16 protein-coding genes and 1 tRNA gene are annotated in these 15,603 nt (G+C 64.6%); 8 read left to right on the plus strand and 9 right to left on the minus strand.

The features are described from left to right. Window positions 1-3: 3 nt before the first annotated feature. A complete protein-coding gene (gene sppA, locus NTV05_01040) occupies window positions 4-1,770 on the minus strand; it encodes a signal peptide peptidase SppA (GenBank protein ID MCX6542979.1) in 1,767 nt (588 codons plus the stop codon). A 214-nt stretch (window positions 1,771-1,984) separates the two neighbouring features. Here sppA and NTV05_01045 point away from each other — a divergent pair, with 214 nt between their 5' ends. Continuing rightward, window positions 1,985-3,121, plus strand: coding sequence for a PP2C family protein-serine/threonine phosphatase (locus tag NTV05_01045; GenBank protein MCX6542980.1), 1,137 nt, complete (start codon window positions 1,985-1,987; stop codon window positions 3,119-3,121). Window positions 3,122-3,152: 31 nt separating this feature from the next. On the opposite strand, the gene NTV05_01050 is transcribed toward NTV05_01045, so the two are convergent. Both NTV05_01050 and NTV05_01055 read right to left on the minus strand, forming a co-directional pair. Continuing rightward, window positions 3,153-3,359: a hypothetical protein gene (locus tag NTV05_01050; protein ID MCX6542981.1), complete on the minus strand. Its 207-nt coding sequence runs from the start codon at window positions 3,357-3,359 to the stop codon at window positions 3,153-3,155. Beyond that, complete coding sequence (locus NTV05_01055) at window positions 3,349-3,855, minus strand: nucleotidyltransferase (GenBank protein ID MCX6542982.1); 507 nt, start codon at window positions 3,853-3,855, stop codon at window positions 3,349-3,351. The genes NTV05_01050 and NTV05_01055 overlap by 11 nt, the downstream gene beginning before the upstream one ends. Window positions 3,856-4,053: 198 nt before the next feature. Here NTV05_01055 and NTV05_01060 point away from each other — a divergent pair. Both NTV05_01060 and NTV05_01065 read left to right on the plus strand, forming a co-directional pair. Beyond that, a tRNA-Leu gene (locus NTV05_01060) sits at window positions 4,054-4,140 on the plus strand. A 392-nt stretch (window positions 4,141-4,532) separates the two neighbouring features. Further along, window positions 4,533-4,961, plus strand: a complete 429-nt coding sequence (locus NTV05_01065) for a hypothetical protein (protein MCX6542983.1) — start codon at window positions 4,533-4,535, stop codon at window positions 4,959-4,961. 14 nt (window positions 4,962-4,975) lie between these two features. On the opposite strand, the gene NTV05_01070 is transcribed toward NTV05_01065, so the two are convergent. Beyond that, window positions 4,976-5,122: a hypothetical protein gene (locus NTV05_01070; GenBank protein MCX6542984.1), complete on the minus strand. Its 147-nt coding sequence runs from the start codon at window positions 5,120-5,122 to the stop codon at window positions 4,976-4,978. Between the two features lie 1,559 nt (window positions 5,123-6,681). Between NTV05_01070 and NTV05_01075 the strand changes: the two genes are divergently transcribed. The 3 genes from NTV05_01075 to NTV05_01085 all read left to right on the plus strand — a co-directional run bounded on the left by NTV05_01075 (window position 6,682) and on the right by NTV05_01085 (window position 9,256). Further along, window positions 6,682-7,248, plus strand: coding sequence for a hypothetical protein (locus tag NTV05_01075; GenBank protein MCX6542985.1), 567 nt, complete (start codon window positions 6,682-6,684; stop codon window positions 7,246-7,248). A gap of 419 nt (window positions 7,249-7,667) precedes the next feature. After that, a complete protein-coding gene (locus NTV05_01080) occupies window positions 7,668-7,970 on the plus strand; it encodes a nucleotidyltransferase family protein (GenBank protein ID MCX6542986.1) in 303 nt (100 codons plus the stop codon). 53 nt (window positions 7,971-8,023) lie between these two features. Further along, window positions 8,024-9,256: an MFS transporter gene (locus NTV05_01085; protein MCX6542987.1), complete on the plus strand. Its 1,233-nt coding sequence runs from the start codon at window positions 8,024-8,026 to the stop codon at window positions 9,254-9,256. An 88-nt stretch (window positions 9,257-9,344) separates the two neighbouring features. Here the strand turns inward: NTV05_01085 and NTV05_01090 are convergent, their stop codons facing one another. Beyond that, on the minus strand, window positions 9,345-10,262 hold the full coding sequence (locus NTV05_01090; protein MCX6542988.1) for a M55 family metallopeptidase: 918 nt from the start codon (window positions 10,260-10,262) through the stop codon (window positions 9,345-9,347). Between the two features lie 36 nt (window positions 10,263-10,298). Further along, window positions 10,299-11,141, minus strand: coding sequence for a Spy/CpxP family protein refolding chaperone (locus tag NTV05_01095; protein MCX6542989.1), 843 nt, complete (start codon window positions 11,139-11,141; stop codon window positions 10,299-10,301). 184 nt (window positions 11,142-11,325) lie between these two features. On the opposite strand from NTV05_01095, the gene NTV05_01100 reads away from it, so the two are divergent. Then, window positions 11,326-11,529 (plus strand): hypothetical protein, encoded by a 204-nt coding sequence (locus NTV05_01100; GenBank protein MCX6542990.1) that lies wholly within the window; start codon window positions 11,326-11,328, stop codon window positions 11,527-11,529. Here NTV05_01100 and NTV05_01105 read toward each other — a convergent pair. The 3 genes from NTV05_01105 to NTV05_01115 all read right to left on the minus strand — a co-directional run bounded on the left by NTV05_01105 (window position 11,498) and on the right by NTV05_01115 (window position 13,285). Then, the gene (locus NTV05_01105) at window positions 11,498-12,028 is read right to left on the minus strand and encodes a class IV adenylate cyclase (protein MCX6542991.1); all 531 of its coding nucleotides are present in this window, start codon (window positions 12,026-12,028) and stop codon (window positions 11,498-11,500) included. The two genes, NTV05_01100 and NTV05_01105, sit on opposite strands and share 32 nt — an antisense overlap. A gap of 28 nt (window positions 12,029-12,056) precedes the next feature. Beyond that, complete coding sequence (locus tag NTV05_01110) at window positions 12,057-12,827, minus strand: deoxynucleoside kinase (protein ID MCX6542992.1); 771 nt, start codon at window positions 12,825-12,827, stop codon at window positions 12,057-12,059. A gap of 77 nt (window positions 12,828-12,904) precedes the next feature. Beyond that, window positions 12,905-13,285 (minus strand): hypothetical protein, encoded by a 381-nt coding sequence (locus NTV05_01115; GenBank protein ID MCX6542993.1) that lies wholly within the window; start codon window positions 13,283-13,285, stop codon window positions 12,905-12,907. Between the two features lie 144 nt (window positions 13,286-13,429). On the opposite strand from NTV05_01115, the gene NTV05_01120 reads away from it, so the two are divergent. Beyond that, a complete protein-coding gene (locus NTV05_01120; protein ID MCX6542994.1) occupies window positions 13,430-15,553 on the plus strand; it encodes a penicillin acylase family protein in 2,124 nt (707 codons plus the stop codon). Window positions 15,554-15,603 lie beyond the last annotated feature (50 nt).

A 15,603-nucleotide genomic window follows, 5' to 3' on the forward strand; every position in this document is an offset into this window, starting at 1 on the left:
GTCCTACTGCATGTACCCCATGGGCATCAGGGCAAGCGGCTCGCCGCGGCGGAACAGGCGAAGAGGGGCCGTCAATGCCCCGATCGCCCTCCGATCGGCGAACCCCAGCAGCGCGGCCACTTCCGCGCGCTCGTCGGCTCCCCCGCCGAACGACTCGCTCAATACATCGAAGAGGCTTCGGCGCGGCGGATAGGTGACCAGTTCGACCTGCTGAGACGGCGGGATCTTCGCGCGGTCCTTGGCCAGGGCAATCGCGCGGTCGAGTCCGCCGAGCGCATCCACCAGACCGAGGAGCTTCGCCTGCCGGCCGGTCCAGACCCGCCCCTGTGCGATCGCGTCCACCGCTTCGGGCTTCATCTTGCGCGACTGGGCGACCTTCTCCACGAACTGGTCGTAGAACGCCTGAAGCTCTTCCTTCAGTTTCTGGCGTTCCGATTCATTGAACGGGCGGACCGGCGAGTTCATCTCGGCGTTCTTGCCGCGGCTGATGGCCTCGATATTCATCCCTAGCTTTTCGTACGTGCCGCCGGTCACGATCTTGCCGCCGTAGATGCCGATCGAACCGGTGAGCGTTCCTGGCTGCGCAACGATGACCGGCGCTGCCATGGCGATGTAGTAGCCGCCTGACGCCGCGAGATCAGACATCGACGCGACGACCGGGAGGGGACGGGTTCCCGTGCCAGCCAGCATCAGCTCCCGCCAGATGACGTCTGATGCGATCGACGAGCCGCCGGGGCTGTCGATCCGCAGCACAATCGCGCGAATCGAACTGTCCTTGCGCGCCTTGCGGATGAATTCGACGATCGTGTCGGAGCCGACCACCGGCCCGTTCATCGGGTCGTAGCCGCTGCGGCCTGAATTGATGAGGCCAATCGCATAGATGACCGCGATGCGGGGGCCCTTGCCCAGGCCGACCGATTCCAGGCTCACCTTGCTGTAGGCGTCGGCTTCGAGGCGCGAGACGGTCTTCGTCTTTGCCAGTGTCGCCTTCTCCTCGATCTGGTCCTCGTAGGCCACCACGTCGACCAGGCCGGCGTGGAGGGCATTCTCCGGCAGGTACGGCCCCTCGTCGATGAGCGCCTTGACGACCTCGACGCTCTTGTGCCGGCTCTCGGCCACGGCTTGCACGAGCTGATCGAAGAAGTCGTTGTTGAGCGACTCTTCCATCTCGCGGTGCGCCGGCGTAAACGTCTTCTGCGTGAGTTGATTGGGCGCCGTCTTGTAGTCACCGATGTGCTCGTAGTCGGCGGTGGCGCCGACCTTGTCGAGCGTCCCGCGCAGGAACAGCGCATAGCTGGCGAGGCCGCTTAGATCGAGCGGGCTGGGCGGCGAGAGGAAGATGCGATCGCATCCCGTCGCCACGTAGTACTCGCGCGTCCCGCCGTACTCGAGAAACCCTATGGCCTGCTTGCCGGACTTCCTGAAGTCCAGGATCGCGTCGCGCACTTCCTGCAGCTTGGCCCAGTAGGCTGACGTCAGATTTCCCGGTCTGATGATGACGCTCGATATCCGGTTGTCGACCTTGGCCTTGCGGAGATTGTCCACCAGGCCTCGCACCGTCGGGCGCCTGGCTGAGACGAAATTCCCGAACAGGTTGTCGGGAGCAATTTCGTCGAGGTCGCCCTCGACGCGCAGCGTGAGCACCGAATTGCTGGCGACGGCCGGCTCGCGGCCGACCAGCATCATCAGCACCAGCATGCCACCCACCGAGATGGTGATGCCCAAGATCAGGATGGTCAGAACCAGGCCGACGCCGCGACGAATTGCCACCGATGGCCTCCTTCCCCCAAAGTTGCGAGTATAGCACTTGCTCGAGCGGCTTCCCGGCCGGCGGCGCACCGGACGGCCGAGTGTCCGGTCCGGCGGGAAGATGCCGGGGCGGTGAACTTGCGGGCGTCGGTGTCCGTCAATATGGAATGCAGGCCGGGAACTATAATGGCGGCGGCACGAAAGCCCGCCGTCACGGGAACCAACGAGAGCATTCATGCAGACTCACGCACCAGGCACGCCGGACGACCCCAGGCTCTGGGATCAGTTGAAGGATGATTTCCGGGGCTTTGGAGACGACGTCCGGAGCGGAGGATTCTGGGCGACGATCCGCCGCACGTTCGAGGATCTGGAGTCGTTCTATCTGTCTGATGAATACCGCCTGCGCCTGCAGGAGCTGTCGCGGTTCAAGCGGTTCTTCGTCCGGCTCTGGTGGCTGTTGAAGTCGTTGTTCCTCAAGCTGTCGCCGGCGCGGCGTGTGATGCTCATTGTTGCGCTCGTCTTTCTCGTGTCGGGCCGCATGACGTTTTCAACCGACGACGGCCGCACGGGAGGCGGCGTCGACGTTCCGCTGCTGAGCGGGGTCCTGCTGCTCCTGCTGCTCATGCTGGAGCTCAAAGACAAGCTGGTGGCCCGGCACGAACTGGCCGCGGGGCGTGCGGTCCAGCGGGCGCTGATGCCGGAAGGCAATCCGACCGTGCCGGGCTGGGACGTGTGGCTCTACACCATGCCCGCCAACGATGTCGGCGGCGACCTGGTCGATCACCTCGAGGTCGAGCCGGGACGGCATGCGATGGCCCTGGCCGACGTCGCCGGCAAGGCGCTGCCGGCCGCGCTGCTGATGGCCAAGGTGCAGTCCACGTTGCGCGCGCTGGCGACCGAGGCGAGTTCGCTCGAAGACCTGGCGTCACGGGTCAACACGATTCTCTGCCGGGACGGCCTGCCCAACCGGTTCGTGACGCTGGTGTATCTCGATGTGCACGCCAACAGCGGCCATGTCACGCTGGTCAACGCCGGGCACATGCCGCCCATCGTCTTGTCCACCGCGGGATTCCACGACCTGCCTCGCGGCAACATCGCGATGGGGCTGATGCCGAGGGCGACGTTCGAGGAACAGCGGGTTGAGTTGCAGCCGGGCGAGATGCTCGTCGTGTATTCGGACGGGTTGACCGACGCGATGAATGCCAGCGGCGAGTTCTACGGGGACGAGCGTCTGCGGGCGCTGATGCCTGGGCTTGCGGCGCTCACTTCGGCTGATGCCGGCGCGCGGCTGCTCTCATCGGTCAGCACGTTCATCAACAACGCGCGGCCGTACGACGACATTTCGCTGGTCATCCTCAAGCGCACCGCGTGAGGCGCCTGCCGCCGACGGCAGTCAATGATGTCTATGGCGTGATCGGCCAGGGCCGTTCCCACGAGCGTAGGGGCCGCTGTCGCGCGATAAGAGGAAGATCCTGCTGCTGCAGTTCGAGCAGGATTCGCACTTTCTCCTTGATCGGCAGGCGCGCCTGCGCCAGATGCCACTCGGCCTTTGCGGCGAACAGACGCTGAGCCACAGCGTTCTGCACCGAGTTATCGGGATCATGCGCCATCGAGGATCTCCGTTGGAAGCCCGTGACGCGTGAGGAGTTCGAGCAGGCGCGCGCGATCGACGTCCCCTGATTCCAGCAACTGATACGCGCGTTCGCGGCGCCTGGCGCCGCCGGCCTGCAGTGCCAACGCCACCAAGTGTTCCGGACCAACGACACGAACCGGCTCGCTGCCGTAGGTCAGGGGGCGCGCTTCGCGTATTGACTCCTCGACCAACGCAGTGTACGCCGGCAAGAACTGGACCGGTACGCCGTCGATGAGGACGTGTTCGGCCTCTGTCCTGTATCCCTGGGCGCGTGCCCAATCATAGATCCCGGCGAGCGGGGCCAGTTCATGTTGGCCTGCCCCTCGAACAATCACGAATACGTCAACGTCGTAGGTCCGCGCCGGCTCCGCGTAGAACAGCACGGCCGTTGCGCCACCCACGGCGTAGGCTTCGATCACACCGGCCTCCAGCAGCCGGTTGATTGAGGCGAAGACGTCCTGGAGGGAGCTCATGGTGTACGGGGGTATTGTAGCGGCAGACTCGGCGCACTCGCGAGGGATTCCGCGTGGGCGGCGGCGTCCCCGGGAGCCGCGTGTTGGGGATGGGCGCAAGCGGGCGGGTTGCCTCGCGGCTGTCTCGCGGTGTTGCCTCCTGGTTGCCCGTCCGCGCTGCGGCTGATATACTTTTTGTTCCTGCCGAGCTCTTCAAGTGCGGAAGTGGCGGAACTGGCAGACGCGCAAGCCTCAGGAGCTTGTCCTCGCAAGGGGGTGGAGGTTCAAATCCTCTCTTCCGCACCAGCCTTCGCTCGCTTGCATCTTCGACCCGGCGCGAGCTTCGGCTGGCAAGCCAGATGAAGGCTGTCCGCCGTAGCCCGAAGGGCGAAGGCGGACCTCCAAGCCTCACGCGCCTGCGTCGCCGAAGCCGCGTAGCGGCGAAGGCGGACCTCTTCCCGCTTGCGTAGGCATTTACGGCGACCCGCTCGCGGGGTCGTCGTTCGTGTGAAGATACTTTGTAAGGGTTTTTGTAAAGGCAGCATCCGAAATACGGGTGTTTGCGCGCCAGTGCCTTCGGTGCTCCGCTCACGGCGGAGATGCACAACGACTCACTCTCCGTGACACGGCAGGCGAGGCGCCGCTGGGTCGGCAAGCGATGCTGAGGTAGAATCGGCGGCGGGACGCGGAGGCGAACAATGACCATCGACACAACTGTCTGCTGGGGGATCCTCGTGTGTGGTCTCGTTCAGGTCGGAATCGCGTGCACCAACTGGCGACGAGGTGGCAAGCAGGGCGCGGTCGGAGGAACGATGATGGTGGCGATGGCAGTGTCCGTGTTGAGTGTCGGTTGGGTGCGTTACGCCGCGTGGGCAGTGCTCGTACCGTGCTGCGTGATGGTGGGAAAGCGATTCTTCACGGAGCGTGATCCTGGCGCGTTGTGGATCGGACTGGTGTTGCTGCCGCTTATGTTGGGCATTGCTCTCACGGAGGTGCTCATCGATGATCTCTCTGTGATGCAAAAGGCGGTGTTCTCCGCGATTGCCGTTCTTGCGGCGGCGGCGATCGTGACGGCGATTGTGCGGTTGGTGCAGACGCGCCGCGCGCACGGCGCGTTGCGCGCCTGAGTATCGGCTCACTTTCACCTGCGCTGTTCGATCGTGACACGGACGGCTTCCTTGCGGGGTCCGTGGGCGTCCTTGATGTGTTTCAGAACTTGTTCAAGCGTTAGGCGGACGACCTGATCAGTCGCGTTAGTGGGAATCTCTACGACGGTGGGCTTGTTCATCGGCTTGTCTCCTTCTGTTCCGCGGTTCGTTGTTGTTTGGTAGCACCAAACCCCGCGACGGACTCGGCTAGCATCTTGCGGAGTAGTCCCGTCACGCTGCGTTCATCGGCTGCTGCCACTTGGCGCAGCAAGGTGTGTTCATGTCGCGTCACGCGGAATCCGACAAGGCGGTCTCGCGTCTGTTGTTCTATTGGCATGCTGGTGTCCCTTCTGTGGAGAGCGCGGCACGATAGTCATGCCGCTGTTGTTGGCGTCGTCGTTCTCGTCTCTTGGGCAAGTGCGGCAGGACAATCAAGCCGCTGTCGTAGGTCGCTTCGTCAGTGACCCATTCAGGTACGAATCTCCACATCCCTTTCAGCGTGTAGCCAGCGTGGTTTCGTTCGGTGCTGTCGAATGGGCTGGTATAGCGGGTTTGGGGAGTCCTGAGAGCGGTTTGGTCTACCAAACCGCTTCCGTCCCTGTGGGGACGCCAAGTGGCGTATTAGACGGCTGTGGTTCTCACGGGCGTTGCCAGGGATGCGTCCTGCGCCAGCGCATGTACTCTCGCCAGGTGCCCATCAGACCGACCAAAAAGAAGAGAAGCGACGCGTACGCATGTTGCGAATGCGCCAAGGAGGCGACGGCGAAGACGGGCAGCAAGCAGACGCCGAGCAACACCTTCAGCAGACTACCTTCGCGGGGAGCGAACTGGAAAGACTGCATTCCTGCCTCCCTCTTCCCGTCTCGCTATCAGGGTCGGGAACCCCTTGCGCGCGAGCATACATCACCCCGCCAACGCCCTCGACAGTTGCAGCACGGGTTGTTGCAGCACGGGTTGCTCCAAATGACCGAGTCCCTGTTCGGACGCTCGACCCCCTGTTCCCGCTTGGGGGATTGCCAGGACGGCGACGACTTGGCGGGACTGGAGATGGACGGCGACGGCGACAATCGACCGCCAAGCGTCGGCCTAACGTGTTTGGCGCTTGGTTGGCGTCCCTTTCCGCTTCCCGCTGGACTTCCTTCCGTTGGCAGACTTCCCCTTCTTCTTTGAGGTGTCCTTCCCCGACGGCGGTTGCGTCCTGAATCCCGCAATCCTGCCGACTGACGCTCTCGGATGGGTCTGGTCGTAGAACGAGACAATCATCGCGGGACTTGTCCGCGCCCACTTCCGCTCCGTAGTCTCGATGTGCGCCAGCACGGTCGACGGCTCCTCCGCACCGAATGCTCTGGCCGCCGCCCTACCGAACGCCAGGTCACGGTGACGTCTCCTACTCTCGCCCAATTCACCATGATGAGGCGTCCGAGAGCCGCCGGTCGAACCGTGCGTCTCATCGGTTGACACCGCAACGCCTGGGAAATACCGTTCCGCAGGGTCGTGCCTGTGTCTGGGCCGTCCGATGCTCTGGGCATCCGGCCCCCGGGCCGTCCGATAACCGACGCTCAGTTGATCTCCTGAACCGAAGGCGAGCGGCGCCCCCTCATGGTATCGTCCAGTTGCGTCGACCAAGTCCGGGAGAACGCTTCGAGGCATGAATCGTTTCGATGGCGAGAGCCCGGGCTCGCTGTCCGAAGGAGGGCCCATGCATTCGTTCCTTGGCGGAGCCTTTCTGGTCTTCGTCGACATCATCGGCATGGTGGGTGCGGCCGCATTGGCCAGTTGGGTGGCCAACCGGAGCCTGCCAATGTTCGTGAAGGGTGGGATCGGGGCCGTGTGCGGCATCGCCGTAGAGCTCGCCCGGACCGGGGTCGTCTACCTGCTGGTGGGCGGAATGTTCGGCGAGAGCCCTGAAATGAGCGATGTCCTCGGGTGGCTTGCCGCCTTCAGGCTCTGGAACATCCCCATTCTAGTCGGCGTCGGCTTCATGGCCGGCTCCTTCGCGGGTCAGTCGGCCATCCGATGCCCGGCGTGCGGGAACCCGGTGACGATCGACACCACACCGGTCGGGGACACGTCCACGCAAGGACTCTCGCTTGCGTCGTCGAACCAGGATGCCGGGACCTACCGGCAGGACTGTCCTCACTGCAACGCAAGCCTCATCATCGATCCACAGACCCGTACGGCGGTGGGACACGAGCCCGTCGAGACAGACGGTGAAGCGCCAGAACCGGAGGCGCCCCAGCAGAAGATAGCGCCGCCCGCCGAGTAGGCGTCGAAACGTCCTGTCGCGCGAGGTGACACTTGGCGTCGCGCGCCCCCTCAAGGCGCCTCGTGACGAACCTCTAGGCTTGATCAGAATGGCTGGAATATGGCTTGTGCGAGTCCGTGCGAGATCTTCCGTTCGACGGATTCTCTTCCGTTCGCTTCTGACCGGATCGAGTACCGCCCCGTGCGGTTCTGCTCACACGGGTCCACCGAATCTCCAGGGCTCAGGAGCTTGTGGCCGCAAGGTCGTGGAGGTTCAAATCCTCTCTTCCGCACCAGCCTTCGCTCACCCTCAGCTCAAACCAGCCTCGGGTGAGCTTCGGCTGGGTAAACCCCGATTCTCCGACCGTCCCCATGACCCCCGGCGTGAGCTTCGGCTCGCAAGCTTAGGCTTGCGCTATCATAGGCATGAGAGGCCAGACGATGAGTCCACACCTGTCGATCGATCGGGAGGCGGTATCGGCGTTCTGCCAGCGGCACCACATCGCCCGCCTGGCGCTGTTCGGTTCTGTGCTAAGGGACGACTTCGGGGCTGACAGCGACGTGGACGTCCTCGTCGAGTTCCTGCCCGGCCATGTTCCTGGCCTGCGCTTCGTCACGATCGAGCGAGAGTTCTCTGAACTCCTGAATGGTCGACGCATCGACATGGTGACCCCGAAGTTCCTGAGCCCGCGAATCCGAGACAAGGTCCTGAGCGCCGCAGAACCGTTGTACGTCGCCGCGTGATGGCGCTCCTGCGAGAAGACGGGGCACCGCCGCGCGCAGGTACAATGGTCGCGATGACTGGCGCGGGTTCACTTCGACGGACGTTCTTCTCGCTCGGCATCTCCAATTTTCGGCTGTACTTCATCGGGCAGGCGGTCTCCCTGTCCGGCACCTGGATGCAGATGATCGGCCAGTCCTGGCTGGTGCTCCAGATTACCGGGTCAGGTACCGCCCTGGGCCTGGTGACGGCGCTGCAGTTCCTGCCAATTCTCGTCCTCGGCCCGTGGGGCGGCGTGATCGCCGACCGATTCCCGAAGCGCACGATTCTATATTACACGCAGTTCGCGGCCGGCGTGCTGGCGCTGGTGCTCGGCGTGCTGGTGGAGACCGGGTCGGTGCGGCTCTGGATGGTGGGCGGCCTGGCTGCCTGCCTCGGCCTGGTCAACACGGTGGACAATCCCACTCGACAGACCTTCGTCTTCGAGATGGTCGGAAAAGAGCAGATCCAGAACGCGGTGTCGCTGAACTCTGTGCTCGTGAATCTCGCGCGGGTCGCCGGCCCCGCGATGGCCGGGATTCTCATCGCCAACGTGGGGCTCGCGTTCTGCTTCTTCGTGAATGCGGCATCGTACATCGCCGTCCTCATCGCGCTGCGAATGATGAACGCCGGGCAACTCCATCCCGCTCCCCTGGTCGCGCGCGCCAGCGGCCAGCTCGGGGACGCGCTCCGGTACGTCAGGTCCACACCGGTCCTGCAAAACGCACTGCTGATGATGGCGATCATCGGCACGCTCGCCTACGAATTCCAGGTGGTTCTCCCGCTCTTCGCGCAGTTCACGCTGGGCGGCGGCGCGGGGACGTATGCGGCCCTCACCGCGGCGATGGGCGTCGGATCGGTGATTGGAGGGCTGTACGCCGCGAGCCGCCAGAGCGTCGTGCCCGGCATGCTGGTCAGAGCGGCATTCCTGTTCGGCATCGTCATTCTCGCGGCCGCCGTCGCACCCACCCTGCCGTTTGCCGTGGCCGCCCTCGTCCTGGTCGGCGTCTTCTCGATCAACTTCCTCTCGCTCGGGAACACCATTCTCCAGCTGGAAAGCGCGCCCGAGATGAGGGGACGCGTGATGGCTCTGTGGGTGGTCGCGTTTCTCGGATCGACGCCGATCGGCGGCCCAATCGTCGGATGGATCGGCGAGTATGTGGGCCCGCGGTGGGCGTTGGGCGTCGGGGGCCTGGCGGCGTTGACGGCCGGAACGCTGGGATACTGGAATCTGAGCGGGCCGCGACGGTTCGCCCGGCCGAAGGCGTGAAGACAGACGCTGGTCTGCCGATGGCATGGGGTTCGAGTTCTCTCGTCCGCGCAGTCTTCGCTCACTCTCGGCTCACCGACTGGGTTGTCTACTGGATCGGCTCGAGAGCGGTCAGCACCTGGATCAGTTTCGTGATGGTCGGCATGTCGGCGAATGTGCCTCTGACGAAATGCGCGTCGACGCGCGACAGACCGGGAATGTAAGCCGCCCGCTCGGCGTCAGGTGTGAACTTGAAGCCGACCTCGAGATCGATGGGCGTCTTCAGCGTGTACGGCCGCGCCTGGCTTGCCTTGAGCAGCGCGCGCGTGACACCCTCTCCGATCAACTGGCGACCCCGGGCCGGCGTGACCGTCATGGCCGAGTGAAACCCAAACGGCTCCTTGACGACCACCCCTTCGACCTGCGGCAGCGTCTTCTGTAATTCTGCGACGGCAATCCGATCGCCCGAGACAAAGAGCACGGGCACGCCGAAGTGGCCGGCAATGGCCGCATTGAACACGGCCTCCATCACGAATGTCCCGTTCAGCTTGATCCCCAGCAGTTTCATGCTGGAGATGGTATGGCTGCGCACGGCATCGACATTCCACTCGGAGGCGTGATAACCGATCAGGAGGACCCCACCGAACGACCCATCGATCCCCTGCATCATCTCAAGGGGGCGCGGAAAGCCGCGCACGATCCGCACGTCCTCGGGCAACTTGTCGATCAGCAGGTTCTGGGCGTTCCCGTGCGAGTCACAGACGACGAACTCCTTCACGCCAGCCGACCGTGCGGCCGTGATGGCGGCGTTCACCTCGCCGGTGGCCCACTCGCGAGCCTGCGGGTACTCGAAGCCGGTCGGGCCAAGCTGAGCCGGCTGCACCACGCCGGTGATCCCCTCCATATCGACTGAGATGAACAGTTTCGTGACAGGGCGCACGGTCCCTTGCGCCAGCAGGACTGACACGCAGAGCGCCGTCAGTCCGACCGCGAGCAACGTGGTCAGCACCACGGGTTTAATGGTCATCGCAAGAACCTCCGCGCGGATCCGGTCCGCAAGACATCATAGCCGCAACCGGGGCTGTCCCCGGCGCTGCTGCTGGCGCCTCTGAATCACCTGCTGCTGTTGTTCGGGTGTCAGCACCTTCATGATCTGGGCCTGGTGCCGCGCCTGCAGCGCGAACTGATCGATCTGCGCTGCCGACAGGGCGCCTCCAGCCGCGCGCACTGCGGCCTCGTCAGGCACCGGCGCGCCCATCGCCTCTCTCAGTTTCTGCCGCGCCGCCTGGAGCCTCTCGTGGATCGGTGCCGCGTCCTTCTGGTGCTGCTCGCCCAGCGCCTTCATCTGATCCTTCTGCGCCTGCGTCAGGTCAAGCCGGCCCATGATGCCCGCCAGCGGCCCTCCGCCACGCGGTCCCATCCCACGGCCCATCGGCCCAACCCCCTGGCCCATCCCACGGCCCATCGGCCCGGCGCCATGGCCCATCATCCCTTGGCCCATCCCACGGCCCATCGGCCCGAAGGCCTGGCCTCCCCCGCGGCGCATGAGCTGGTTCATTCGCATGGCGCCCTGGCGCATCCGGCGCTGCTTGAACTGTCGAACCCTCGCCTTGAGTCGCTGGACCATCGCATCCATGCGCGGCCCCATCGGACCCATGCCCTGGCCCATGCCCTGCCCCATCGGTCCGGCACCACGGCCCGTCGGCCCGCGGCCGGCTCCCGCCATCGGGCCTGGCGTCGGCGTGACCGGCTGCGCCTGCGCGGCGGGCGCGGCTGGTTTCTGACCCGCTGCCGCAGGTGGTTTCTGGGCCGTCGTCGCCGTCTGCGCGCTGGCGGCTGTCCCCATCCAAGCCGCGCCGAGGACAATGGCGGCGGCGACTGTCACGATCTTCAATCTCTGGACCATGTCAAGACCTCCACGCCGGTTAGCTGGTACGAACCTGTATCTTGGACCTGAACGCGAGCTTCTCGGTTACATGGCCCAGGCGTATTCTTGCAGAAAACGCCCGCGCCCGGGCCCGGAGGGCCCATCGCCGACAGCCGCGGCAACGGCGAGCGTTCCTGCTATCCTTGCATGACGAGAGGTTGAATTGGACGCATCTTCGCTGCTGTGGGGACCGCTTTTCGGCTCGATCGGGCTCGGCTTCTTCGTGTACGGCAAGAAACAGAAGGCGGTCGTGCCCCTGATCTGCGGACTCGTCCTCATGGTCTTTCCGTACTTCATCTCCAACACCATTCTTCTCCTGGCCGTTGGGGCTGTGATCATGACGATTCCGTACTTCGTAAGAATCTGACCAGCTTCATATCGGCGTACGACCCGCCGATCGACGCGGCCGGTGACAATCGCAGTGTGCTGATGAGCATGTCCATCAATGCGCGTGCCTGGCGGGGCCCGCGCCGGACCTCGACCTCGATTTCGACGAACGTGCCGAGTCGGCTCACGCGATTCAGATGAATCCGGGCGTTGCGGAAGAGCCAGACCTCCCGGCTCTTCCGAATGCAGGCCGATTCCCCGAGCGCCGTCCTCAGCAGACTTCTCATCCCCGACACGTCGGGAACTGGTGATCGGCCATACACGCTGAGCCGGCGGCCTCGCCGGGACGGCCGGACGTAGAACAGCAACTCCCCCGGTCCGCCGTTGGCCTGCCTCAGCTTGAGCCTGCCATGCGGGACGGAAAAGTACCAGTCAACCTGTTGCAGGACCGGCGTCTGCCGGACCGCGCCCAGCGCGTCGAGCGCGCGCCGCACCGCGTCGAAGCGGAGGACCGGACACTTGATCTCGATGTTCTTCACGTCACACGCGCCCCGATCGCACCATTCCTCACTGGCCCCGCTGGCGTGACGCGATCATGCGGCGGACCTTCTCGCGGATGGTCCCCGCCGCCACGTGCACGTAGTCGGGGTGCTCGCCCATATCAATCTCGGCCGGCAGCGTGAGGAGGTCGGCATCGGGGGGCACGATGGCGTGCTCCTGATAATCGAGCAGCGTGCGCTTCCAATTGGCCGCAACGCGTTCATAGCTGTCGTGGATCTGTCGCAAGTAGTCTTCCGTGATCGTCTCGGCGTAGCCGTCGCCCTCGGCCGCCCGCTTGGCACGCCGCCGTTCCAGCAGGCCGGGCTCGGTGCGGAGGTACACCGTCAAGTCGGGCAGACGGATGTGCTCGTTGCGCAGCGTCTGGTGAAACAGTGTGCGGTACAGCTTGGCATGGGCGGACGGCATCTCGGCCGACTCGATCATGCGCTTGACGAAGACCTCGGGGCCGTCGATAAACGGCCGGTCCTCGACGATGATCACGCCCCGTGTGCTCTCTCGCGTCATGAGATGGCGGATCTCGCGTTGCTGGATGGTGCGCATGTGCAGGAACGCCAGTTCCGTGGCGAAAATGTTCGACACGCGATCGTGATAGAACAGCGCCAGGCACTCGTCGATCAGCGAGCCCTTATCCACGCGCTCCGAGAACGTGCACAGCTCGGCGCCGCCCAGCAGCGCCTCGAGATCCTGCTTGTACGGATCGCGCGCGAGCGCCTGCATCAGGGTCGTCTTGCCCGAGAACAGGTTGCCCATAATGCCGATATGAAAGTTCTGCCCCATCGCGTGCTCCCTGCTGGATGGCCGCCCACCCGGACGGCGCGCCGTCTGATTCCCTGAGAATCTACACTATGTGGTCTTCAACCGAGCGTGGACCTCCTGTCCCGCAGATCCAGCCGGTAGCTCATTCCGGTGTACACGACCCCGAATCCCACGATCAGGAGCAGCGTGATGAACAGCGGATCGCGAGACGCGACATACAACGACAGCAGGACGGGCAGCATCGCGCTCCGGACCGCCAGGGCGGTCAGGTACAGGCCCTCGGCCTTCTTGCGCACAATCTGGAACACGAACAGCCCCAGCGCGACCATCATCATGCCGACCATCTGGGGCATCACGTCGCCGTAGGTGCCACCCGACAAGAGAAGCTTCAGCGCCAACTGAGGCGCGACGAGCAGACCAAGCCCGCCGGGGATGAGGTAGCCGATCACGTAGAACAGGCTGATGCGGGTGCGTCTCATGCTGCCCTCCCGGGGACGCTGCTCCCCTCGTTCAACAATCGCGCGGATCTTCGCGAACCGGCGCGCCGATCCGCGCCCGGATATTGTATCGTTGTCCCGGCGGCCGAACGGTCGCCCCTGCGTTCGACCACCAACGAGACCGCCATGAAGCACTCCAGACTCCTTCGCCTCACCCTGTGCCTCGTCCTCGCGGGGCTCGTCACCTCCCCGCTCGCGTCTGCCGGTAAGACCGAGATCCTGTGGGATCGCTACGGCGTCCCCCACATCTACGCCGCTGACCGGGACGGCATGTTCTACGCCCACGGATGGGCGCAGATGCAGAGCCAGGCCAACCTCCTGCTGCGGCTCTACGGCGAATCACGAGGGCGCGCGGCGGAGTACTGGGGCCCCACCTATCTCGAACTTGACCGATGGCTGCAACTGAACGGCGTCCCGGACCGCGCGCGGGTCTGGTACGACGCGCAGGACCCGACATTCCGCAAGTACCTGGATGAGTTCGCGCGGGGCATCAACGATTACGGCAAGGCACATCCCGAGGCCATCGATCCCGCGTGCCTCGTCGTGCTTCCCGTCTCCGGCGTCGACGTGGTCGGTCATTCGCTCCGGGTCGTGCACTACATGTACATGGCCTCACGCAGCCGCATGCAGCGCGAGGTGAACGCCGCGCTCAGATCAGGGGCGGCTCCCGTCGTGCCTCCTGCTGATGAGAAAGAGCTGACGCCAGGGTCGAACACCTGGGCCATCGGACCGCCGCACTCGGCGAGCGGCAATTCGATGCTCATCATCAACCCGCATCTCTCGTGGGGCGACACGTTCTACCGCTACATGGAAGTGCACCTGGTTGGCCCGAACTACGACCTGTACGGCGCCCCGCAGATCGGGTTCCCGGTTCCGGTCGTCGGGTTCAACCGGCACGCGGGCTGGGCACGGACGGTCAATACGATCGACACCGTGGATTTCTTCCGGCTGACGGTGAAGGACGGGCAGTATCTCTTCGACGGCACGCTGCGGCCCTTCGAGCGTGAGACCCGGACGCTCAAGATCAGACAACCGGACGGATCGGCTCGCGAGGAGACGCTGGACATCCGGCGCAGCCTTCACGGCCCGGTGGTGTTCGACGACAAGGGTCTGACGGTGGCCATGCGCGTCGCCGGGCTCGATCGCCCGCGCATGCTCGAACAATGGTTCCGCATGGGCGAGGCAACGACGCTGGAGCAATTCAAGAGCGCGTTGCGCATGATGAGCGTGCCGATGTGGAACGCCAATTTCGCGGACGATCAGGGCCACATCATGTTCACGTTCGACGGACTGGTCCCGCGGCGAAAGGGGCACGACTACGCCTACTGGTCGCAGCTCGTGCCGGGCGACACATCCGATACGATGTGGACCGACTACATCCCCGTCGATCAGTTGCCCAGAGCGACCGATCCGGCGAGCGGCTGGACGGCCAACACGAACGAGCCGCCCTGGACGATGACGTTTCCGCAGCTCGACCGCGCGAAGTACCCGCCGTTTGTCGCGCCGACGGGCGAGACGCTGCCCCAGATGCGGACGCTTCGATCTCTGCGGATGATCACCGAGGATTCCAAGATCAGCTTCGATCAACTGCTCGCCAAGAAGCATTCGACGCGGATGGAACTCGCCGACAAGGTCCTGCCTGATTTGCTGGCCGCCGCCAAGGGCGGCACCGAAGCCGCGCGCGTGCTCGACAAATGGGATCGTCAGACCGAAGTGGACAGCCGCGGCGGCGTGCTCTTCCAGATGTTCGTCGACAAGTACTTCACCGGGCAGCAGGGCATCGCCAGCAGGTTGAGAGTCAAGTACGATCCCGCGCACCCGCTCGACTCGGCCTATGGCCTGGCCGACGCCGCGTCCGCGCTGACCGCGCTGGACGCCGCAGCCGACGAGTGCCGGCGGGTCTACGGCGCGCTCGACGTCAAGTGGGGCGACGTGTACCGCTTCGCCAGCGGCAAGGCCGATCTGCCTGGAAACGGCGGCGCCGGCGCGTCGGGCGTCTTCCGTACGATTTCGTACACTCGCAAGGAAGGCAATCGCTCCTATGCCGCGCATGGCGAGACCTTCGTCTGCGCGATTGAATTCGCCCGGCAACAGAAGGCCCTGTGCGCCCTCAGCTACGGCAATGCGAGTCAGCCAGGCTCGCCACACCTGGAAGACCAACTTCCCCTGATGGTCGCGAGGACGCTCCACCCGGTCTGGCGCGACAAGGCGCAGGTCGAGGCCAATCTCGAGAAGCGGGAGAGGTTCTGACACGTTCGGGCCTGCTGCGACTGACTGTCGAAGTCGTGCAGGAGTGTGGT

The sequence above is a fragment of the Acidobacteriota bacterium genome, assembly GCA_026393755.1.
Taxonomy (GTDB): domain Bacteria; phylum Acidobacteriota; class Vicinamibacteria; order Vicinamibacterales; family JAKQTR01; genus JBAXOX01.